The 19,659-nt window shown below is 73.3% G+C and carries 18 protein-coding genes; 5 read left to right on the top strand and 13 right to left on the bottom strand.

Features of this window, described 5'->3' with window-relative positions; genetic code table 11:
• The first annotated feature begins 84 nt into the window (after positions 1 to 84).
• Complete coding sequence (locus ACIPYS_RS00835; protein WP_400741563.1) at positions 85 to 1,179, top strand: hypothetical protein; 1,095 nt, start codon at positions 85 to 87, stop codon at positions 1,177 to 1,179.
• 59 nt (positions 1,180 to 1,238) lie between these two features.
• On the opposite strand, the gene ACIPYS_RS00830 is transcribed toward ACIPYS_RS00835, so the two are convergent.
• From ACIPYS_RS00830 to ACIPYS_RS00795, 8 genes are all read right to left on the bottom strand, one after another.
• The gene (locus tag ACIPYS_RS00830; protein ID WP_093862137.1) at positions 1,239 to 1,559 is read right to left on the bottom strand and encodes a transcriptional regulator; all 321 of its coding nucleotides are present in this window, start codon (positions 1,557 to 1,559) and stop codon (positions 1,239 to 1,241) included.
• Complete coding sequence (locus ACIPYS_RS00825; RefSeq protein WP_093862136.1) at positions 1,559 to 2,029, bottom strand: hypothetical protein; 471 nt, start codon at positions 2,027 to 2,029, stop codon at positions 1,559 to 1,561. The genes ACIPYS_RS00830 and ACIPYS_RS00825 overlap by 1 nt, the downstream gene beginning before the upstream one ends.
• A gap of 108 nt (positions 2,030 to 2,137) precedes the next feature.
• On the bottom strand, positions 2,138 to 2,695 hold the full coding sequence (locus tag ACIPYS_RS00820) for a ribonuclease (protein ID WP_400741558.1): 558 nt from the start codon (positions 2,693 to 2,695) through the stop codon (positions 2,138 to 2,140).
• Between the two features lie 296 nt (positions 2,696 to 2,991).
• The gene (ppdK, locus tag ACIPYS_RS00815) at positions 2,992 to 5,700 is read right to left on the bottom strand and encodes a pyruvate, phosphate dikinase (protein WP_093862135.1); all 2,709 of its coding nucleotides are present in this window, start codon (positions 5,698 to 5,700) and stop codon (positions 2,992 to 2,994) included.
• A 563-nt stretch (positions 5,701 to 6,263) separates the two neighbouring features.
• Positions 6,264 to 7,370 (bottom strand): tRNA dihydrouridine synthase DusB, encoded by a 1,107-nt coding sequence (gene dusB / locus ACIPYS_RS00810; protein ID WP_400742804.1) that lies wholly within the window; start codon positions 7,368 to 7,370, stop codon positions 6,264 to 6,266.
• Between the two features lie 415 nt (positions 7,371 to 7,785).
• Positions 7,786 to 8,676 carry a DUF4097 family beta strand repeat-containing protein gene (locus ACIPYS_RS00805; protein ID WP_400741554.1) on the bottom strand — a complete coding sequence of 297 codons (891 nt, stop codon included), beginning with the start codon at positions 8,674 to 8,676 and terminating at the stop codon, positions 7,786 to 7,788.
• Complete coding sequence (locus ACIPYS_RS00800; RefSeq protein WP_093862133.1) at positions 8,673 to 9,317, bottom strand: response regulator transcription factor; 645 nt, start codon at positions 9,315 to 9,317, stop codon at positions 8,673 to 8,675. The genes ACIPYS_RS00805 and ACIPYS_RS00800 overlap by 4 nt, the downstream gene beginning before the upstream one ends.
• Positions 9,305 to 10,534, bottom strand: coding sequence for a histidine kinase (locus tag ACIPYS_RS00795; RefSeq protein ID WP_400741550.1), 1,230 nt, complete (start codon positions 10,532 to 10,534; stop codon positions 9,305 to 9,307). Before ACIPYS_RS00795 ends, ACIPYS_RS00800 begins: the two co-directional genes overlap by 13 nt.
• 134 nt (positions 10,535 to 10,668) lie before the next feature.
• Here ACIPYS_RS00795 and ACIPYS_RS00790 point away from each other — a divergent pair, with 134 nt between their 5' ends.
• Positions 10,669 to 11,244, top strand: a complete 576-nt coding sequence (locus ACIPYS_RS00790) for a hypothetical protein (RefSeq protein WP_400741547.1) — start codon at positions 10,669 to 10,671, stop codon at positions 11,242 to 11,244.
• 404 nt (positions 11,245 to 11,648) lie between these two features.
• Here the strand turns inward: ACIPYS_RS00790 and ACIPYS_RS00785 are convergent, their stop codons facing one another.
• On the bottom strand, positions 11,649 to 12,548 hold the full coding sequence (locus ACIPYS_RS00785; protein ID WP_093862130.1) for a helix-turn-helix transcriptional regulator: 900 nt from the start codon (positions 12,546 to 12,548) through the stop codon (positions 11,649 to 11,651).
• A 94-nt stretch (positions 12,549 to 12,642) separates the two neighbouring features.
• Between ACIPYS_RS00785 and ACIPYS_RS00780 the strand changes: the two genes are divergently transcribed.
• Complete coding sequence (locus tag ACIPYS_RS00780; protein WP_400741544.1) at positions 12,643 to 14,118, top strand: MFS transporter; 1,476 nt, start codon at positions 12,643 to 12,645, stop codon at positions 14,116 to 14,118.
• 59 nt (positions 14,119 to 14,177) lie between these two features.
• Here ACIPYS_RS00780 and ACIPYS_RS00775 read toward each other — a convergent pair whose 3' ends face one another.
• The 4 genes from ACIPYS_RS00775 to ACIPYS_RS00760 form a co-directional block, all read right to left on the bottom strand.
• On the bottom strand, positions 14,178 to 14,447 hold the full coding sequence (locus ACIPYS_RS00775) for a hypothetical protein (RefSeq protein ID WP_400741541.1): 270 nt from the start codon (positions 14,445 to 14,447) through the stop codon (positions 14,178 to 14,180).
• On the bottom strand, positions 14,444 to 14,923 hold the full coding sequence (locus ACIPYS_RS00770; protein ID WP_400741538.1) for an RNA polymerase sigma factor: 480 nt from the start codon (positions 14,921 to 14,923) through the stop codon (positions 14,444 to 14,446). Before ACIPYS_RS00770 ends, ACIPYS_RS00775 begins: the two co-directional genes overlap by 4 nt.
• 334 nt (positions 14,924 to 15,257) lie before the next feature.
• The gene (locus ACIPYS_RS00765; protein WP_400741536.1) at positions 15,258 to 15,716 is read right to left on the bottom strand and encodes a VOC family protein; all 459 of its coding nucleotides are present in this window, start codon (positions 15,714 to 15,716) and stop codon (positions 15,258 to 15,260) included.
• Between the two features lie 79 nt (positions 15,717 to 15,795).
• Positions 15,796 to 17,397 carry a hypothetical protein gene (locus ACIPYS_RS00760; RefSeq protein WP_400741533.1) on the bottom strand — a complete coding sequence of 534 codons (1,602 nt, stop codon included), beginning with the start codon at positions 17,395 to 17,397 and terminating at the stop codon, positions 15,796 to 15,798.
• Positions 17,398 to 17,591: 194 nt separating this feature from the next.
• On the opposite strand from ACIPYS_RS00760, the gene ACIPYS_RS00755 reads away from it, so the two are divergent.
• Positions 17,592 to 18,182 (top strand): NADAR family protein, encoded by a 591-nt coding sequence (locus ACIPYS_RS00755; protein ID WP_400741530.1) that lies wholly within the window; start codon positions 17,592 to 17,594, stop codon positions 18,180 to 18,182.
• A 190-nt stretch (positions 18,183 to 18,372) separates the two neighbouring features.
• Positions 18,373 to 19,647 carry a hypothetical protein gene (locus tag ACIPYS_RS00750; protein ID WP_400741527.1) on the top strand — a complete coding sequence of 425 codons (1,275 nt, stop codon included), beginning with the start codon at positions 18,373 to 18,375 and terminating at the stop codon, positions 19,645 to 19,647.
• Positions 19,648 to 19,659: the final 12 nt, after the last annotated feature.

The following is a 19,659-nucleotide window of genomic DNA, read 5'->3' as shown; positions in this document are numbered from 1 at the left end:
TCCGGCGTCAAGCCGGTTTGACCGGGCATTCCCCGGGTGGGCGATGTTTCGCATACCTCCGATCCGGGCGGGAAACACCCCGGCATGACCCTCGCCGCCCCTCCCACCATTCCGGTCGCTGCCCCGCCCGGCGCTCCGCCCGCCGCCGTTCCGCGTCCGTCCGGCGCCGCTCGGGCGCGGGCCGCCCCCGGGTCGGTCGTCGACCCGCTGCGGCTGCTCGGCGGCGACCAGCAGCACGTCGTCACCCGCGCCCAACTGCGCGCGCTCGGAGTGCCGTCCGGAACGATCGCGCACCGGCTTCGACCCGACGGCCCGTGGCAGCGGGTGCTGCCACGGGTGATCTGCCTGCAGACCGGCCGGCTGACCGCGCATCAGCGACTGCGGGCCGCGCTCGCCTACGCCGGCCCCAAGGGCCGGCCCGCGCCGCAGGCCGGGGAAGTACTGCTCACCGGGGCGGCGGTACTCGCCGACGCGGGCCTCCCCTCCGCCGGGCACCCGGCCGACCTCGCCGAAGTGGACGTCCTGATTCCCGGTCGGCGACGGGTCGCCGACCGGGGGTTCGTCCGGATCCACCGCGCGAGCGGGGCGATGCCGGCCGGTTTCGAACGCGACGACGGGCTCTGGAGCACCTCGGTCGCCCGGGCGCTGGCCGACCTCGCGCCCCGGGAGAGCGGACGGCGCCGGTTCCGCGCCCTCTGCGCCGAGGCCGTCCAGCGGCGGCACTGCGAACTCGGCGAACTGCTGGACCAGTTGCTCGCCCGGCCGGACGCCCGCGACCTGGCCGGACTGGCCCGGGTGGTGGAGGAGCTGACGGCCGGAGTGCGGTCGGTGGTCGAGGGCGAGGCCCGGGACGCGGTGCGCGCTGCCGGGCTCCCCGAACCGCTCTGGAACCCGGTGCTCCTCCTGGACGGGCGTTTCCTCGCCGTGCCGGACGCGTACTGGCCGCAGTCCTGCGTCGCCCTGGAGATCGACTCCCGGGCCTGGCACCTGCGCCCTGCCGACCACGAGCGGAGCCTGACCCGGGCCAATCGGCTGACCGCCGCCGGCCTCCCGGTCGTCCGCACCACCCCCGTCCAGCTGCGCCGCGACCCGGGGCCGGTGCTGCACGAGCTGGCCGTGCTGCTCTCGGCCGGTCCGCACGGGCCGCACGGCCGGGTCAGCTGGCGGCGGGCCCGGTGAGGGGGTGGTGGCCGGGCGGCTCGGCAGCCGTGCGGCTCTGCGGCGTGCGCCCCGGGAGCTCACGGTTGCCGGTTCTCCGCCTCCCGTCCGGCCGTCTCGGCCGCCGCCACCAGTTGCTGCAGGACGCCCAGGTGCTCGGCGAGCGCCCGGCGGCCGGCCCGGGTGGCGGCCAGCCAGGTGCGCGGGCGCTTGCCGACGTAGCCCTTCTTCACCGACAGGTAGCCGGCCTCCTCCAGCGCACCGGCCGCCTTGCTGAGCACCGAGTCGGAGACCTGGCAGTAGTCCCTGACGGCGGAGAACTCGGCCTCGATGCAGCCGCCGAGGAACGCCACCACGGTGAGCCGGGTGGGGTGCTGGAGCAGCGGGTCGAGCCCGGCCATCAGACCTCCTCCGCCTCGCGGCGGATCCGGGCGTTCACACGCGCCGTCGTCAGCCAGAACAGCACCCCCGCCGTGACACCGGCGCTGCCGAACGTCCCCCGGGGATCGGCGCCCAGCAGTCGGACGACGGCGGCCACCACGAGGGCTCCGGCGAAGACCAGCACCACCCAGCGCGTCATCGGTCCGCCCAAGCCGGGCGTCCAGCCCCTCGCCACACCGCCGCGACGGGTCACCACGGCTCCCAGGGCACCACTGACCGCCGCGAAGACCGCGCCCAGCACGCCGCCCAGCCAGCTCAGGTCGGCCCACAGCGCGTAGCCGATCCCGAGGCCGTAGAGCGAGAAGCCGACCGCGAAGGTGGCGCCGTACCAGGCCGGCACCGGCTGCGGCGCCCGGGCGGCGGCGCGTGCCCGGGCCGCGAGGCCCAGCGCCTCGGTCGCGGACAGCTCGACGGGCACGGAATCGGTCATGAAGTCCCCCGGTGGTGATCGCGGTGATCGTTGATCTTCGTTCCACTATGGCACGTACTTTCCGTCATGGAAAGTACTTTCAGCTCGGGGTCGGCGGCTCCCCCGTCGTCAGCAGCGGGAGTCGATCTCCTGGAAGGTGGCGTAGTGGTCAGCGGTCCAGTACTGCTCGCCGGAGCCACCGGTGACCACCCGGCGGGCGCCCCGGTCGCCGGAGCCGGGAGTGACGACGGTGAACTCGTGGTAGTAGCCCGAGGTCTTGCGCGGGAGGCGGCTCTCCCGGTTCTCGAAGACGATGCCGTCCGAGCGGTAGGGGTAGGGGCCGCCCTTGGCGATCAGTCCGAGGGTGTCGCGGGCCTGGTCCGGGAGCCCGGTGCGGCAGACGTCGGCCAGCGCCGGGTCGGTCGGAACCCATCCGGTGCCGGCGGCCGTCGCCGGCGGGGTGGCCGGGGCCGAGGACCGGGGTGCGCTGGGCTTCGGCGCCACCGGAGCGCTCGAGGCCGCGGCCGGGCCGGTGCCGGTGGGGCCCGTGGCGGTGGGGCCCGTGGCGGTCGCGGCGGCTCCGGGCGCACTGCTGCCGGTGTCGTCCGAGAGCAGGTAGCCGACCGCGGCGGCGAGCACGCAGATCAGCACGGCGAGGGCGGTCCACAGGCGGTTTCTGCTGGTCATGGGCCCAGCTTGGCAGTCGGCGGGCCGGGTCCCGGCCAGCCACACGCGTGGCCGGCACCACAACGGGGGCGGGCCCCTTCGGGGTGACGGCCCACCGGAGGCCGGGTCCGGGCGAGGCGGGCGGGCCGGAGAAGCACGCGGCCGGGGCGGGTACGGACGCCATTGTCCGTTCCCGCCCCGGCCGCTTCACGTACGCCGGTTCTCCTGCGCCGAGCTCCGGTGTACGCCCCTCCCCGATGGAGGGGACACGGTCAGCGATTCGGCCGTGCCGAGGGGCTCATGACGAGCCCCCGGCCTCAGCGCGAGTCGCTGCCCGCAGTCTCGATGGCGGCGCGACCGGCCTCCAGACGCGCCACCGGGATCCGGAAGGGGGAGCAGGAGACGTAGTCCAGCCCGACCTCGTGGAAGAAGTGCACCGACTCCGGGTCGCCGCCGTGCTCGCCGCAGACGCCGAGCTTGAGGTCGGGGCGGGTGGCCCGACCGGCCTGGACGGCGTGCTTCACGAGCGCGCCGACACCGTCGCGGTCGATGGTCTCGAACGGCGAGACCCCGAAGATGCCCTTCTCCAGGTATGCGGTGAAGAAGGAGGCCTCGACGTCGTCGCGGGAGAAGCCCCAGACCGTCTGGGTGAGGTCGTTGGTGCCGAAGGAGAAGAACTCGGCGGCCTCGGCGATCTGGCCGGCCGTCACGGCGGCGCGCGGCAGCTCGATCATGGTGCCGAGCTTGATGTCCAGCCGGACACCGGTGGACTGGGAGACCTCGGCGAGCACGCGCTCGCACTCGTCGCGGACCAGCTCCAGCTCCTGGACGGTGCCGACCAGCGGGATCATGACCTCGGGACGCGGGTCCGCCCCGGCCAGCTTGCGCTCGGCGGCGGCCTCGGCGATGGCCCGGACCTGCATGCCGAACAGGCCGGGGATGACCAGGCCGAGGCGCACACCGCGCAGGCCGAGCATCGGGTTCTGCTCGTGCAGCTTGTGCACCGCCTGGAGCAGACGCAGGTCGTTCTCGTTCGGGTCCTTGCGGGCCTCGGCGAGGGCGACGCGCACCGACAGCTCGGTGATGTCGGGCAGGAACTCGTGCAGCGGCGGGTCGAGCAGGCGGACGGTGACGGGCAGTCCGTCCATCGCCTGGAACAGCTCCAGGAAGTCGCCCTTCTGCAGCGGCAGCAGGGTGGAGAGCGCGGCCTCGCGGTCCTTGTCGTTGTCCGCGAGGATCAGGTGCTCGACCTCCTTGCGGCGCTCCTCACCGAGGAACATGTGCTCGGTGCGGCACAGGCCGATGCCCTGGGCGCCGTAACGACGGGCGCGCGAGCCGTCCTCGGAGTTGTCGGCGTTGGCGCGCACCGCGAGGCGGCGGCGGCCGTCGGCGTGGGACATCAGCCGGTGCACGGCCTGGACCAGACCGCCCTGGACGTCGGCGCCGGCGTGCAGGGTGCCCTCGAAGTACTCCACCACCGCGGAGGGGAGCACGGGCACCTCGCCGAGGTACACCTTGCCGGTGGCGCCGTCGATCGAGACGATGTCACCTTCCTCCAGCTCCAGGCCGTCGGCGGTGGTCATCCGGCGGCGCTTGGTGTCGACCTCCAGCTCCTCGGCACCGCAGACACAGGTCTTGCCCATGCCGCGGGCGACGACGGCCGCGTGCGAGGTCTTGCCGCCGCGCGAGGTGAGGATGCCCTCGGCGGCGATCATGCCGTCCAGGTCGTCCGGGTTGGTCTCGCGACGGACCAGGATGACCTTCTCGCCGGAGCGCGACCACTTCACCGCGGTGTAGGAGTCGAAGACGATCTTGCCGATCGCGGCGCCGGGCGAGGCGGCGAGGCCCCGGGCGATCTGCTTGGACTCGGCATTGGGGGCGAAGCGCGGGAACATCAGCTGGGAGAGCTGGCCGCCGGTGACCCGCATCAGGGCCTCGTCCAGGTCGATCAGACCCTGGTCGACCAGCTGGACGGCGATCCGGAAGGCGGCCGCGGCGGTGCGCTTGCCGACCCGGGTCTGCAGCATCCAGAGCTTGCCGCGCTCGATGGTGAACTCGATGTCGCAGAGGTCCCGGTAGTGGGTCTCGAGCGTCTGCATGATCGCCATCAGCTCGTCGTACGACTTCTTGTCGAGCTTCTCCAGCTCGGACAGCGGCAGGGTGTTGCGGATGCCGGCGACGACGTCCTCGCCCTGGGCGTTGGACAGGTAGTCGCCGTAGACGCCCTGGGCACCGGTGGAGGGGTCACGGGTGAAGGCGACGCCGGTGCCGGAGTCCTCGCCGAGGTTGCCGAACACCATGCTGCACACGTTGACCGCGGTGCCCAGGTCGTTCGGAATGCGCTCCTGGCGGCGGTAGAGCCGGGCGCGGTCGCCGTTCCAGGAGTGGAAGACGGCGTGGATGGCGAGGTCCATCTGCTCGCGCGGGTCCTGCGGGAAGGCCCGGCCGGTCTCGCGCTCGACGATGCCCTTGAACACCTCGACCAGCTGCTTGAGGTCCGCGGCGTCGAGGTCGAGGTCGCTGGCGGTGCCCTTGGCGTGCTTGGCCTCGTCCAGCGCCTCCTCGAACAGCTCGCCGTCGACGCCCAGCACGGTCTTGCCGAACATCTGGACCAGGCGACGGTAGGAGTCCCAGGCGAAGCGCTCGTTGCCGGACTGCGCGACCAGGCCGACCACCGAGGTGTCCGAGAGGCCGATGTTCAGGACGGTGTCCATCATGCCGGGCATGGAGAACTTGGCGCCCGAACGCACCGAGACGAGCAGCGGGTTGTCGGCCTGGCCGAGCTGCTTGCCCATCTCCTGCTCGAGCGCGTCCAGGTGGGCGCTGATCTCCTCGTGCAGCGAGGTGGGCTCGGTGCCGGTCTCCAGGAAGACCTTGCAGGCCTCGGTGGTGATCGTGAACCCCGGGGGGACCGGAAGACCCAGGTTGGTCATCTCGGCCAGGTTCGCGCCCTTGCCGCCAAGAAGATCCTTGAGGTCCTTGTTTCCTTCAGTGAAGGAGTAAACAAACTTCTGCTGGGACGCCACGGGTCGGTCTCCTCGCGCACGGTTGCCCTGACGCCGGAGAACATACCCATTTCGAAGGCGCTTCTGCGCCGCCAATAGGCCGTACGTGGTCAGGAGCAGCAGGTAACCCGCTAGATCGAATGCATAGAACGGCGTTCACCTCTGGAGGTGAAATCGTCCGGATGACGCTAGCGAGCGTTCAAGTCTTGAAGGCGCGGAAACCGGAAGATCACATATCCGGAACACACGGTAGCCACCGGCGGTCCGGCCTGACGGCCCGGCTTGATTTCCTGCACCCTCAGTGCCGATCCACCGCCGCCCCCCTTCGGGAAGCGATCCACCGTCGACTTGTTCATTTCGTCCTGTCGGACCCCGGGGGCACACAGGGTATGTGGCAAGCGTCACGGACACATCTCACCGATCGAGCGTAGGCCGACCCCGCCCATCGTCGCACTGTGTCCAGAAACGTGCTCGTTCCGTGACATTCGAATGCCAAAAAGGAGCCCTCTTGTCCAGAGTGGCCAAGAGGGCTGGGACGGGGTGGCCATCGGCCCAAGGGGGCCGATTTCACCACCCCGTACAGTTCACCCGCCAGAGGTGTCCGATTCGGCGTCTTCGCCCGGTCGGGCGCAGTCGTACGGATCGTCCAACCAGCCTTCGGGCAGGACCACGCGGTTGTTGCCGCTGGTCCGCCCCCGCGGGCCGTCGGCACCGGCCGGCCAGCTCTGCGACTGCTCCACCAGGGCCAGGGTTTCGGCCAATTCGGCCAACGAGGACGAGTTCGCCAGCTTCACCCGCAGTTCCGAGCCCACCGAGAAGCCCTTGGTGTACCAGGCGACGTGCTTGCGGAAGTCGATCACGCCGCGGGCCTCGTCGCCCAGCCACTCACCGAGCAGCTGCGCGTGGCGGACCATCGCCCGTGCGACGTCGGCGAAGGTCGGACGCGCGTAGTCCACCTCGCCCTCGAAGATCGCCACCAGGTCCCGGAACAGCCACGGCCGGCCCAGGCAGCCACGGCCCACCACCACGCCGTCGCAGCCGGTCTCGCGCATCATCCGCACCGCGTCGTCGGCCGACCAGATGTCCCCGTTGCCGAGCACGGGGATCCCCGCCGGGACGGCCTCGCGCAGCCGGGCGATCGCCGACCAGTCGGCGGTACCGCCGTAGTGCTGGGCGGCGGTGCGTCCGTGCAGGGCGATCGCGGAGACACCCTCCTCGGCACCGATCCGGCCGGCGTCCAGATAGGTGAGGTGGTCGTCGTCGATGCCCTTGCGCATCTTCATGGTGACCGGCAGGCCACCGGCGTTGGACACGGCCTCGCGGAGGATCTCCCGCAGCAGGTTGCGCTTGTACGGGAGCGCCGAGCCGCCGCCCTTGCGGGTCACCTTGGGGACGGGGCAGCCGAAGTTGAGGTCGATGTGGTCGGCGAGGTTCTCGTCCGCGATCATCCGGGCCGCCTTGCCGACGGTCACCGGGTCCACGCCGTACAGCTGGATCGAGCGCGGCTTCTCGCTCGGGTCGAACTTGATCAGCTGCATGGTCTTCGCGTTGCGCTCGACCAGGGCCCGGGTGGTGATCATCTCCGACACGTAGAGGCCCTTGCCTCCGCTCTGCTCGCGGCAGAGGGTGCGGAACGGCGCGTTGGTGATACCGGCCATCGGCGCCAGGACCACAGGCGGCCAGACCCGCATCGGGCCGACGGTCAGCGGCGCGAACTCGGCGCCGGCCGCGGAGGCGGTCGGAGCGACGGCCGAGGCGGAGGCCGTCGGGGCGGCGGTCGGGGCGGCGGCGGTCGGGGCATTGGTGGACACAGCGCCGATGAGGCCGGTCACCGCAGTGCCGGTCGTGCCGGTGGCGCTGGTCGCGGTGCTCGGCTCGGTGGGTGCGGGCGGGACTGTCATGCGCGGCTGACCTCGGGGACGGCGATTCGGGGACTCTCCATTGTCCCCCACCCGCCGTGCCTGCCCCGGGGGGCCACCGGCCCGGGCTCACCTCCGGCCCTGCCCCGCCGCCGGCCGGTCCCGCCCTGCCGGTCACGGCCCGACCTGTCACCGTCCGCCCTGTCACCGTCCGCCCTGTCACCGTCCGCCCCGGTCCGGTCGGCTCTCACTGGTTGCCGTCGGTGTCACCGCCCCTCGGGAAGACCGAGACCGAACCGGAGCTGACCGAGATCCTCACCTTGTGCGGGCTGGAGCGGTCGGCCAGCGCCGGATCGATCCTGCCGTGGGGGGCCGAGCCGCCCTCGAAGTCGTACTGGGATCCTGGCGGCAGGGCCAGGACCACCGATCCCGAGGTGACGCCGATGTCCACGGCCGAGGGCTCCGAGACGAACCGCAGGTCCACCGAACCCGAGGTCGCGGCCGCGTTGGCCCGCGGGGAAGTGAGACGCTGACCGTGCACGGACCCGGAGGTGGTGCGCACGGTGAGCGGACCGGACACATCGGCCAACCGGACCTCCCCCGAGGTGGAGACGAGATCGATCGGCCCCCTCATCCCGGCGATGTCGATGCCGCCGCTGGACTGTCGGCCGGTCACCGCGACCCCGGGCGGCACCTCCAGCTCGATCACCGCTCCGCAGCCGATGTCGCTGAAGGGCATGACCTGGTTGCAGTACATCCGGACGTCGAGCTCGTCCTGGTCGAACAGCGCCGAGACCACCGGCATCCGGACCTTCCAGTTCAGGATCTGCCGGACCACCACCTGACCCTCCCGTCCGGGCCTGATCCGGACGGTGGCCCGGCCGGTGTCCAGCCGCAGCTTGGTCACCGCGACGCCGTAGGTCCGCTCCGAACGGGTCTGCTGCCGCACCGCCGTCGCCCAGGTCTGTACGGCGCCCGTCAGTATCACGACGACGAGCACCACGGTCCCGAGCACCCGCCAGCCCCGGTGGCCGCCACGCACGGGCCCGGGTACCGGTTCCGCCCGGCGCTCCGCCGCCGTCCCCTCGTCGCGGGCCGGGCCGGTGCCCGTCCTGCGACCGGTACCCGGCATCCTCATGCCACCTCCAGGAAGCGCAGCACCGCCATCACCCGGCGGTGGCTGTCGTCCGCCTGCGGCAGGTCGAGCTTGGCGAAGATCGAGTTGATGTGCTTGGCCACCGCGCTGTCGCTGACCACCAGGGAGCCGGCGATGGCCGCGTTCGACCGGCCCTCCGCCATCAGGGCGAGCACGTCCCGCTCGCGCGGGGTCAGCCGCTCCAGCGGATCGCGGTGGCGCCGCACCAGCAGCTGGGCCACCACCTCCGGGTCCAGTGCCGTCCCGCCCTCGGCGACCCGCTGGAGGGCGTCCACGAACTCGTCGACATTGGCCACCCGCTGCTTGAGCAGGTAGCCGACCCCGCTGGTGTTGCTGGTCAGCAGGTCCGCGGCGTAGCGCTCCTCGACGAACTGGGAGAGCAGCAGCACCGCCACCTCCGGCCACTGCCGACGGATCACCAGTGCGGCCCGCACCCCCTCGTCGGAGTAGCCGGGCGGCATTCGGACGTCCGCCACCACCACCCGCGGACGGTGCTCCTCCACCGCGACGAGCAGCGCCTCGGCGTCCCCGACGGCGGCGGCCACCTCGAAGCCCACGGCCTCCAGGACCTTGACCAGACCGACCCTGAGCAGGACCGAGTCCTCGGCGATCACAGCGCGCACGGCAACTCCACGGTAATGGTGGTCGGGCCCCCGACGGGGCTGAGCAGGGACAGGGATCCGTCGACCGAGGCGGTGCGCTGCCGAAGGCCGGTCAGGCCGGTACCCCGGGCCGCGTCCGCCCCGCCCACGCCGTCGTCGCTGACGACCAGGCGCAGCCGGCCGCCGACCGTCCGCACCGACACGTCCACCCGGGAGGCCCGGGCGTGCTTGGCCACATTGGTCAGCGCCTCGGAGACGGTGAAGTAGGCGACGGCCTCGACCGTCGGTGCTATCCGCTCGGACAGGTCGACGTCGAGCCGGACCGGCAGCGGGATCCTGGCCGCGATGCCGGAGAGCGCCGCGTCCAGCCCGCGGTCCTCCAGTACGGCCGGGTGCAGGCCGCGGACGAGGTCCCGCAGCTCGTCGATGGCCGCCTGGGCCTCCTCGTGCGCCTCGACTATCACCTGCATCGCCTCGGGCGGAACGTCCTTGAGGGTGCGCCGGGCCAGGCCGAGGTTCATCGCCAGGGAGGTGAGCCGCTGCTGGGCCCCGTCGTGGAGGTCGCGCTCGATCCGGCGGCGCTCGGCGTCGACCGCGTCCACCAGGCCGGCCCGGCTCTCCACCACCTCCTCGATCCGGTGCTCCAGCACGGCCGTCCGGCCCGGGCCGAGCATGCGCACCGCGAGCGCCTCGTCCAGGGCGGCCAGCAGCCGGACCGCCCTGGGCAGGACCGCCAGCACCAGCACGCCGCCGACGGTGAGCGCGATGTCCAGCTCGACCCAGTGGTCCGCGACCGGTGAGGTCGGCGGCATCATCCAGGCCCAGCCGAGGACCGTCGAGGCCACCACGGCCCCGCCCCACGCCCACAGCACGGCCAGCGCGCCGAGCGCGACCAGCGGACCGACCACCAGGTGGTAGCCGACCTGGCGCCAGCTCACGGCGGTGCGCAGCTTGGTCACCGCACCGGCGGAGGTGCCGGCGGGCCGGAGCAGCGGCGGGACGTCCACCCCGCGCAGCTCCCGCAGCCGGGCGCGCTGCGCGGTGGAGAGCAGACGGATGCCGAGCAGGATCACGCCCGCGAGGAACAGCGACACCTTGGGAACGGTGACGGCCAGCCAGACAGGAAGGGAGAGTGGGATTCCGGCAGCGAGGAACCGGGCGTCCCGCCAGAACGCCGCAGGCCACGGGGACCGGGCGGCGCTCCCGAGGAGCGCACGGCGCGGCTTCGTGGAGAGCATGGCGGACAGCCTAGAGTGCCGTGATCGGCCGTCACCATGAAGGTCGCTGCCGAGAAATGGTGAAGCTGGGTACACCCCCGATTCGGATCGGTGCACTACCGACAGCGCCTCCCGGGACGGTCAGTCTTGAGGGCATGACGAGCTACGCATCGCACTCCGCCGATCTGCCGCACGGGCGTCCGACCCTCGGCGCCACCGCCGCGGCCGGCCGGGCAGAGGGCCGGCTCCCGGTCGGACCCGCCGGCCTGCGGGGGCCGGCCCACCCGGCCGCCGGGCCGTGGTCGGTGCGCAGTGTCCGGGCCGGCCGGACTCGCGGCCGCGCGGCCCTGGAGGTCTACGAGCACGACGAGCTGGTGGACGTCCTGGTCGCGGCCCGCCTCGCCGGCGGTCTGCTGCGCGGTGCCCGCGCCTGGGCCGCGGCCGGCCCGGGCGGGCGCCGCCGTCCCCGGCACGGTCTCGCCTGGGGGCGGCTGCCGCGGGGCGGGGCGGTCCCGGTCGTCGGGTTCACCGGCGGGCGGCTGCTGCGGCTGCCCGGCCGGCCCGCCCCGGTCGTCCACGCGGCCGAGGTGGTCACCGTCGGCGGGGAGTTCTGGCTCGCCTGGGGCGAGGGCGTGTTCGGCGGCGTTCTGGTCGAGGCGCGCGGTGCCGCCCCCGAGCGGTCGCCGCTGGTCCGGGCCCGCGTCGGCGGCGGCACCGGGGGTACCCGATGAGCACCGGCGTCCTCGGCCTCGCCCCGGCCCGCGCGTCGCGCGCCGCCCGGGCCGGCCGCCGCCTGCTCGGCCCGAGCGCCGAGTGGGTGCCCGCGCTCGCCGCGTTCCTGCTGCTGCCCTGGACGGCTCTGCTCGTGGCCGCGGGCGACACCGGGTGGGCCGCCCTCGACCTGTGCGAACTGGCCGCCCTGCTCCGGCTCGACGCCGGGCTGCGCCGCCGCGGCGCGGCCGCCGCCGGACCGGCCGCGGTGGTGGCCCTGCTGCTCGTGGGCGACGCCCTGGTCGACATCGCCACCGCGCTGCCGGGCCAGGAGACGCTCGCCGCGCTGGTCATGGCGGGCTGTGTCGAGCTCCCGCTGGCCGCGCTCTGCCTGGCCCTCGGCCTGGCCCGCACCGGGCTGCCGTCAGCCGAGCGGCACCCCCGCGCCCGCCACGGCCGACGGCAACCGGGTGGGAAGCCGCGACAGCAGCGCGGCCGTCTCCTCGTCCTTCGGGGTGTAGACGACCATCCGCGGCCCCTGGACCGGACCGAGCCAGAAGCTGGTGTAGTCGAGCCGCAACAGCCCCACTTCCGGTACCAGGAAGCGCTTCAGGCCGTTGCCCGGCCGCAGGACGTCGTGCCGCTGCCAGGCCGCGTCGAACACCGGCGAGGCCTTGCGCAGCCGGCAGAGCAGCGCCCGCCAGGCGGGCTCGGCCCCGTGGTCGCCCATCCCGGACCGGAACCGGGCGACCATGACGTCCCGCTCCTCCTCGTGGTCCACCAGCACGTCCCGGAAGCGCGAGGGGGTGAAGGCCAGCCACATCAGATTGCGGTCCTCGGGCGGCAGTGCTGCCAGGTCGCCGACGATCCCGGTGTACTGCGCGTTGTGGGCCAGCACGTCGTAGCGGGAGTTGATCACCGCGGCCGGGTAGGGGGCCATCCGGTCCAGCGTCATCCGGACCGCAGGCGTGACGGTCGGGCACTCCCGCACCGGCGCCGGATCCTCCGCGCCGGCCAGGGTGAACAGATGGGCCCGCTCACTGGGGTCGAGCAGCAGGGCGCGCGCCACCGCGTCCAGTACCTGCACGGACACCTGGATCTCGCGCCCCTGCTCCAGCCACGTGTACCAGGTGACCCCGACGGCGGCGATCTGCGCCACTTCCTCACGGCGCAGCCCCGGCGTCCGCCGCCGACCGGTCGGCGGCAGCCCCACCTGCTCGGGGGTGATCCGCTCCCGGCGACTGCGCAGGAACGCCGCCAGCTGTTGCCGCCGATCGTCGGCGGGCACTTTCCCGGTGGTTGCCGTGACGGCGGTCAGACTCATTCCACCAGCATGCGGCACGGCTCATCCTGTTGCCAGGTACTTCTTATACCTGGATAAGCACACTCTGGTACCAGGTTGCGGCACGGCGCATCGTATGACCGTGACCCAGCAACTGACCGCCACCAGGCCCCTCGTCCCCACCGCCTCAGCCGCCTCCTCCGACGCCACCGCCCCTTCCTCTCCTTCCTCTCCCTCCCTCGGCACAGCCGGACTGGTCACCGTCCTGCTCGGGGCCTTCCTCCCGATGCTTGACTTCTTCATAGTGAACGTCGCTCTGCCGACCATCGACCACGACCTCGCCGCCGGACCCGCCGTCCTGGAGCTGGTCGCCGCCGGGTACGGCATCGCCTTCGCCGTCCTGCTCGTCCTCGGCGGACGACTCGGCGACCTCTTCGGCCGGCGCCGCCTCTTCGTGGTCGGGGCGGCCGCCTTCGCCGTGACCTCGCTCGCCTGCGGACTCGCCCCCGGTGCGTGGAGCCTGGTCGCCGCCCGGGCCGCCCAGGGCGCGTCGGCCGCCCTGCTGATCCCCCAGGTCCTCGGCACCATCACCGCCGCCACCCACGGCGCCCGGCGCGGGCGCGCCCTCTCGGTGTACGGCGCGGTCGGCGGCATCTCGGTGGTCATCGGGCAGGTGCTCGGCGGGATGCTGGTCGCCGCCGACCTCTTCGGCACCGGCTGGCGCTCGGTCTTCCTGCTGAACGTCCCCTTCGCCCTGCTCGCCCTCGTCCTGGCGTTGCGCTTCGTCCCGGAGAGCCGCGCACCGCAGGGCGCCAAGGTCGACATCGCCGGCACGGTCCTGCTCACAGCCGCCCTGCTCGCCCTGCTGGTGCCGCTGATGGAGGGCCGCGCCGCCGGCTGGCCGCTGTGGTCCTGGCTGCTGCTCGCGCTGTTCCCCGTGTTCGCCACCGCCTTCGCCCTGGTCGAGCGCCGGGCCGAGCGCCTCGGCGGCGCCCCGCTGGTGCCGCCCACCCTGCTGCGCATCCCCGAGATGAGGAGGGGCCTCGGCATCGCCCTCCCCTACTTCGGCGGCTTCGGCGGCTTCATGTTCGTCATCGCCGTCGCCCTCCAGCAGGGCCTGCACCTCGGCCCGGTCGCGGCGGGCTGGGCACTGGTCCCGATGGCCGTCGGCTACTTCACCGCCTCGCTGTCCGGCCCGCGCCTGATCGGCCGGTTCGGCAGCCGGGTCCTGACCGCCGGCGCGGCCGTCCAGGCCCTCGGCCTCGTGACCCTGGCCGCCACGGTGCTCACCGACTGGAACGGATTCTCCCCGCTGCGGATGGCCCCCGGCGTCGCGCTCGCCGGCATCGGCCAGGGCCTGATCGGCACCCCGCTGTTCCGCGTCGTCCTCTCCAAGGTCCCCGCCGCGCGGGCCGGTGTGGGCAGCGGTGTCCTCGCCACCGGTCAGCAGGCCAGCCTCGCCCTGGGCGTCGCCACCCTCGGCACCCTCTACCTGAGCCTCTCCCCCACGCTGGGCATGGACCGCGCGCTGGCCCTCTGCCTCGGCGTCCAGCTCCTGGGGTCCTTCACCGTCCTCTACCTGACGACCCGCCTCCCCCGCTCCATCGGCTGACGGCCGGTCCTGGGTCCCCTTCCGTCGTGGCCACCCGCCCCGGGTGGCCACGACCGGGCCTACTCCGCCCCGGCGGGGCGCAGCTCGCACCGCCCGTCGACACACTCACGCCGCAGCCGCCCCCGCGACACCGCCTCCAGCAGTCCGATCACCCAGCAGGTCGGACACCCGCGCAGGGCGACCAGCCCGAGCGGCACCAGGAGCAGCGCCACCGGACCGGCGAACGGCAGCAGCACGAACGCCCCCACCAGCGCGCCGAACCCGACCCCACCCCGCAGCAGGTGCCCCGCCACCGTCCGGCCGGCGTAACCCGAAGCGCCGTCCTTCACCACTCCCCTCCCACCGCGGCCGCCCGGACCGCCGCCCGCGCCCGGTGCAACCGCGACTTCATGGCCGCGGTGCTCAGCCCCAACGCATCGGCGACCGTCCGCCCGCTGAGCCCCTGAACGTCCCGCATGACCAGCACCCGTCGCTGATCCTCCGGCAACGCCGCGATCGCCTCCGCCACCCGCCCGGCCTCCAGCCGTCCCAGCACCTCGTCCTCGGCCGACCGGTACGGGGCCACCCCGGTCGCCGGACGCTCCCCCAGTGCCGAACGCGCCCGCCGCAGGCACTCGTTCCGCACGATGCGGAACATCCACGAGGCCAGCGCCCCGGTCGCCCGCAGCATCCCGATCTTGCGATAGAGGATGATCAGCGCCTCCTGCGCCGCGTCCTCGGCGTCCTCCGGCGTGGCGCAGAGCGACCGCGCGAACCGCCGCACATGCGGATGCGCTCCCGAGACCAGCGCGGCGATCGCCTCCACATCACCGTCCTGAGCCGCGGCAACCACCGAACTCCCCGGCCACTCCCGCACCTCAGCCACGCCGCCGCCCCCACTTCCGCAGCACCGTCACGCTGCACGCCCCGACCAGCAGCACACCGACCGCCACAGCCGCCCAGACCATCGTCACAACCTCCTCGTCCGCCCCGGTCCTCACCGGAGCCGTCCATAAGAGGCGGCGACCCCCGGAAAGGATTCGCCCCGCCAGCACGAATGGTGCCGGGGGCCAGCAGGAACTCGGGTCCGAGAACCACGGGCACCCCTGTCGCAGGCCGCAGCCTGGCCACGGGACCCGGGCCGAAGCGCCGTCCGAGTATCACTCCGAGACCGGGTCACCGCCCCCACCGTCGACCTCACCTCCCTCACCGAGTTCGGTGAAGAGGGTGAGCTGAAGGGCCCCCGGGGCTTCGAGGCGGGAGTTGAGGGAGTTCCAGGGAGTGCGGACGGGTTCGGCGATCACCTCGGCACCGGCAGCGGCGAGCTTCGCGGTGGCGGCGGCGGAGTCGTCGACCTGGAAGGCGACCCGGAGGTGCCCGGCGACACGTCGGCCCACCTCGACCTCGTCGATGAAGTCGGCCTGCCCCGGATCGGCGATCTCAAGGGTGGCGCGCCCGGCCTCCAGGATGGTGACCCGCCCATCGGGCGAGGCGAAGGCGGCACGTTCGGGCAGACCGAGGACGTCCCGATAGAAGTGCAGCGCCTGCTCGTAGTCGGCAGCCGTGACCACCAGTCGGAGCTCACGTACGGGGCTGGCACTCTCGGTCGGCTGAGACATATCGGTTCCTCCGAGGGGAAGCGGAAAGCGGCCCCACCGACAACTGCGGTGGGGCCGCCTTCATTTCAGGGGCGGTGCGTCAGTGCCGGTGGCGCCGACGGCGGGAGGCGAGCAGGAGCAGCACGCCGCCGAGCACGGCGACCGCGGCGAGGCCGCCGATCAGCGCGACGTGGCTGCCGGTCGCGGCGAGGCCGCCACCCGGGTTGTTCGGCTTGCCGGTGGACACCGGGCCGGGGCTGTGGCTGTCGGTCGCGGTGGGCGAGGGCGAGTCGGTCGACCCGGGCGAGGGGGAACCGGTCGGCGAGGAACTCGGCGACCCGGGCGAGGGGGAACCGGTCGGCGAGGAACTCGGCGACCCGGTCGGGGAAGCCGTCGCCGACGCGGTCGGCGAGGCGGTCGGCGAGGCGGTCGGCGAGGCGGTCGGCGACGACGTGGCCACCGTCACCGTCGCGGTGCACTCCCCCGCCGTCCCACCGGGCGGGCAGTTGCCGCCGGGCTGGTCGGCCGCCACCGTGTTGCGCAGCGTGCGGTCGCCGGCGGCCGCGTCCTTCACCTTCACCGTGTATGTCATCCGGGCGCTGCCGCCGACCGCCAGGTCCCCGGTCCAGCTCAGCACCGGCTGCGTGTAGGAGGGGGCACCGACCGTCGCGGTGGCATCGCCGTTGTAGGTCGCGTCGTCGAGGACGGCGCTCAGATCGTCGGTGACGGTCAGTCCGGTGAGCGCGGAGCTGCCGGTGTTGGTGAGGTCCACGCGGTAGGTCACCGTGTCGCCCGGCGCGGCCTGCGCCCGGTCGGCCGTCTTGACGAGCCGGTAACCGGGCTTCTCGACGACGGTGTTGCGCACGGTGTTGCTGGTGCGCTGCTGGTCGCGGTCGGTCTGGGCAGCCCGGTAGGCGAGGGAGGCGGTGTTGTCGAGCTTGGTGCCCGGCGCGGCTCCGGCGTCGACCCGGACCCGGAAGGAGAGGGTGGTCCCGGCCCCCGCCCCGAAGTCGGGGGCGGTGCAGGTGACGGTCCGCCCGGAGGCGGTGCAGCCGGTGCCTGAGCCGTCGACGTAGGTGGTGCCGGTGGGCAGCACGTCGGTCATGGTGATGCCGGTGGCGGTGCCGATGTAGTCGACCGTGCCGTCCTTGTGTCGGTTGGCGAGGACGAAGCGGTAGGTGATCTCGGCACCGGGGTCGACGAGTCCGGGCGGGGCGTCGGTGGTGGAGCCGGCCGGCTCGTTGGCCATGGTGAACTGGAGGTCGGGCTCCAGGGCCTGCCGGGCGTTGAGCACCTTGGCGCCGGGCGGGACGGTGAGGGTCGCGGAGGAGGCCGTGTTCCCGGGGGCGTTGGGGTCGGTCTTGACCCAGTTGACCCGGTTGTTGTTGTAGGCGTTGAGGTCGCAGAGGCTGTCCTCGGGGTCGCAGGAGACCACCGAGTTGGACGCCATCGTCAGATTGCCGTGGGCGAGGAGGTCGACCACCGGCTCCGGGCCGATCGACCGTTCGACGCCGAGCCCGCGGGCCGAAGACCCGGCCGGGGACACGGCCGAGGCAGGGCTCGCCAGCGGCGCGGACAGCGCGAGGGTCGAGGCCGCGAGTGCGCCGAGAACCGCCCGGCCGGGCAGGCGCCAGGGCCGGGGCCGGGGCCGGGGCTCGGATATTGGGCGTTTCCCGGATATGGGCGGCGTGCGATCACTCACAGTAAGACTCCTGGGTGTTCGAGGGCACGGAGGGCGAGGGCACCCTTCGGGGAGAGTTCATGACGATAAGTCCGAATTCGTCCGATTGGACAATGTGTCACACGCATACAAACGGAGATCACCCCGCCCCCCTGTCCGACGGCTCGACAGAAACCCGGTCGCCCCACCGAACCCCTTCGTGTCAGCATGACGATATGAGCGACGAACGCACGACCGACCCCGCCGACACCCGTGACCGCGCCGCCCTGACCGCGGCCGTGGCGGCCGGCGCCCGGGCCAAGTGGCTGATGTTCTGGGGACACCAGCCGCAGCAGGACGGGTCGTTCGGCCCCGGCGTGCTGAGCCAGTGGTGGCCCGACCACCCGTTCGCCGTCGACGGCGTCGAGTACCGCACCGCCGAGCACTGGATGATGGCGGGCAAGGCCCGGATGTTCGACGACAGCAGGACGCTCGCTCTGATCCTGGCCGCGCCGAGCGCCGGCGAGGCCAAGAAGCTGGGCCGCCAGGTCCGCGGCTTCGACGACGCCGTCTGGCGTGCGGGCCGCTTCGAACTGGTGGTCACGGGCAACGTCGCCAAGTTCGGCGGCCACGCCGGACTCCGCGACTATCTGCTGTCGACCTCCCGGCGGGTCCTGGTGGAGGCCAGCCCGCTCGACCGGATCTGGGGCATCGGCCTCGGCGCGGAGAACGAGCGCGCCGAGCGACCCGCCGAATGGCGCGGCGAGAACCTGCTCGGCTTCGCCCTCATGGAGGCCCGCGCCCGGCTCGCCGCGGCCGAGCACTGAGCGGGACCGGCACCTCCGACCGGGAGGCGCACGGGTAGCAAGCGCACGCCGGGTCGCTCACGATCCGTGCGCCCCGTGCGCCCCCGGACACCACTCGCAAGACTGTGGACGCACTGCCGTAACTCCAGCGCCGCATTCCAACGCCAGGATGACTGGCCGTCAGGGCCAAGTTGGACAGGTTGCGGTGATCATGCGTACACGGCACACGGAACAGCCCCTCGTCCCGGACACGGGCATCGGTGCGAGCGAGCAGGACGCTCTCGAACTCAGGTCCCAGTTGGACGAATTACTGCGCGCCAGACAGTACGCGGTGCAACGCGAGCGACGGCTCGACGAAGCCGTCCGATCGTTGCCCGACCGGCAGCGGGTGGACGGTGAACTACTGCGGCAGCTGACCCAGGCACGGACGCTGCGCGAGGGGCTGGGCGCACGCTGCCTGGAACTGAGCGACCGGCTGAAGGCCCTGGAGGAGCACCTGCGGCAGCCGTCACCGAGGGCCGGGGGCGGGGAACGGCCCGGGACCGGCGCGCACACCCCGGACGGCATACCGGACGCCGTCCACGGCGATGTCCACCACGACGCCCGGCAGCACGTCCGCCACGACGCCCGCCGAGCCCCGGTCGACGACAGCCCCCACCGCACGCCCGCCGGCCCCGCACCCTCGCCCTCACCCGAGCCCGGGCCCGGGCCCTCACCGGCGCCGGCACCCCTGCGCCACCGCACCCCCGGTGAACTCGCCGCCCTCGCCGAGCGCATCGCCGGCCTGTACCGGAAGACGTCACCGGCCGAGGCCGCCGACATCCTCGGCCAGGCCGCCGAGCACCTCACCCCGGAGGACACCGCCGCGCTGGCCGCCCGGCTCGCCCACCGGGGACCGGCCGGCGCCTCCCTCCCCCTCGCCCGCAGCGCCGTCCACGGCAGCCCCCACCACGCCGCCGCCACCCTCGCAGAGCTGCGCCGGGCCGGGCTGGCCGAGGAGGCCGGGGAACTGTTCAACGCGCTGCGCTCCTGCCCCGCCGCCGACCTGCCGGCCCTGCTGGACGGGTTGGAGCGGGCCGGGCAGCACGCCGACGGCGCCACCCTGCTCTGGGAATGGGGCTCCGCCCCGACCGCCGAGCTGGCCGCCCTCGCCACCGCCCTCCACCAGGCGGACCGCGCCACCGACGCCCGGACCCTGCTGCGTCAGGCCGCAGGACGTCCCACCGGCGACCTCACCGCGCTGGCCACCACGCTCCCCGCGCCGCTGCCCGCCCTGTTGCTGGGCGAGCTGGCGACACTGCGCCCGCCCGCCGAACTGGTCCGGCTGGCCGGCGCGCTGGCCGGTCGGACCGACCTCTACGAGGCGCTGCTCACGCCTCTGCTCGCGGACCCCGGGCAGCACCGCACCACCATCGCCGCGCTCCGCACCGCCGGTCTCCCCACCACCCCGGCCACCCGTCCCCGCTCCCGCTGGGGCCGCCGCTGAGTCCCGGGCCCA

Origin of the sequence: Kitasatospora sp. NPDC089913 (genome assembly GCF_044748625.1) — a bacterium.
GTDB lineage: Bacteria > Actinomycetota > Actinomycetes > Streptomycetales > Streptomycetaceae > Kitasatospora.
Note: the sequence above shows the minus strand (reverse complement) of the source record. Positions and strands in the feature narration are given on the sequence as shown.

Coding starts and splice junctions, on each gene's coding strand:
- ACIPYS_RS00835 (WP_400741563.1), top strand. CDS start 85: ATGACCCTCGCCGCCCCTCCCACCATTCCGGTCGCTGCCCCGCCCGGC.
- ACIPYS_RS00830 (WP_093862137.1), bottom strand. CDS start 1,559: ATGGCCGGGCTCGACCCGCTGCTCCAGCACCCCACCCGGCTCACCGTG.
- ACIPYS_RS00825 (WP_093862136.1), bottom strand. CDS start 2,029: ATGACCGATTCCGTGCCCGTCGAGCTGTCCGCGACCGAGGCGCTGGGC.
- ACIPYS_RS00820 (WP_400741558.1), bottom strand. CDS start 2,695: ATGACCAGCAGAAACCGCCTGTGGACCGCCCTCGCCGTGCTGATCTGC.
- dusB (WP_400742804.1), bottom strand. CDS start 7,370: ATGCGGGTCTGGCCGCCTGTGGTCCTGGCGCCGATGGCCGGTATCACC.
- ACIPYS_RS00805 (WP_400741554.1), bottom strand. CDS start 8,676: ATGAGGATGCCGGGTACCGGTCGCAGGACGGGCACCGGCCCGGCCCGC.
- ACIPYS_RS00795 (WP_400741550.1), bottom strand. CDS start 10,534: ATGCTCTCCACGAAGCCGCGCCGTGCGCTCCTCGGGAGCGCCGCCCGG.
- ACIPYS_RS00790 (WP_400741547.1), top strand. CDS start 10,669: ATGACGAGCTACGCATCGCACTCCGCCGATCTGCCGCACGGGCGTCCG.
- ACIPYS_RS00785 (WP_093862130.1), bottom strand. CDS start 12,548: ATGAGTCTGACCGCCGTCACGGCAACCACCGGGAAAGTGCCCGCCGAC.
- ACIPYS_RS00780 (WP_400741544.1), top strand. CDS start 12,643: ATGACCGTGACCCAGCAACTGACCGCCACCAGGCCCCTCGTCCCCACC.
- ACIPYS_RS00765 (WP_400741536.1), bottom strand. CDS start 15,716: ATGTCTCAGCCGACCGAGAGTGCCAGCCCCGTACGTGAGCTCCGACTG.
- ACIPYS_RS00755 (WP_400741530.1), top strand. CDS start 17,592: ATGAGCGACGAACGCACGACCGACCCCGCCGACACCCGTGACCGCGCC.
- ACIPYS_RS00750 (WP_400741527.1), top strand. CDS start 18,373: ATGCGTACACGGCACACGGAACAGCCCCTCGTCCCGGACACGGGCATC.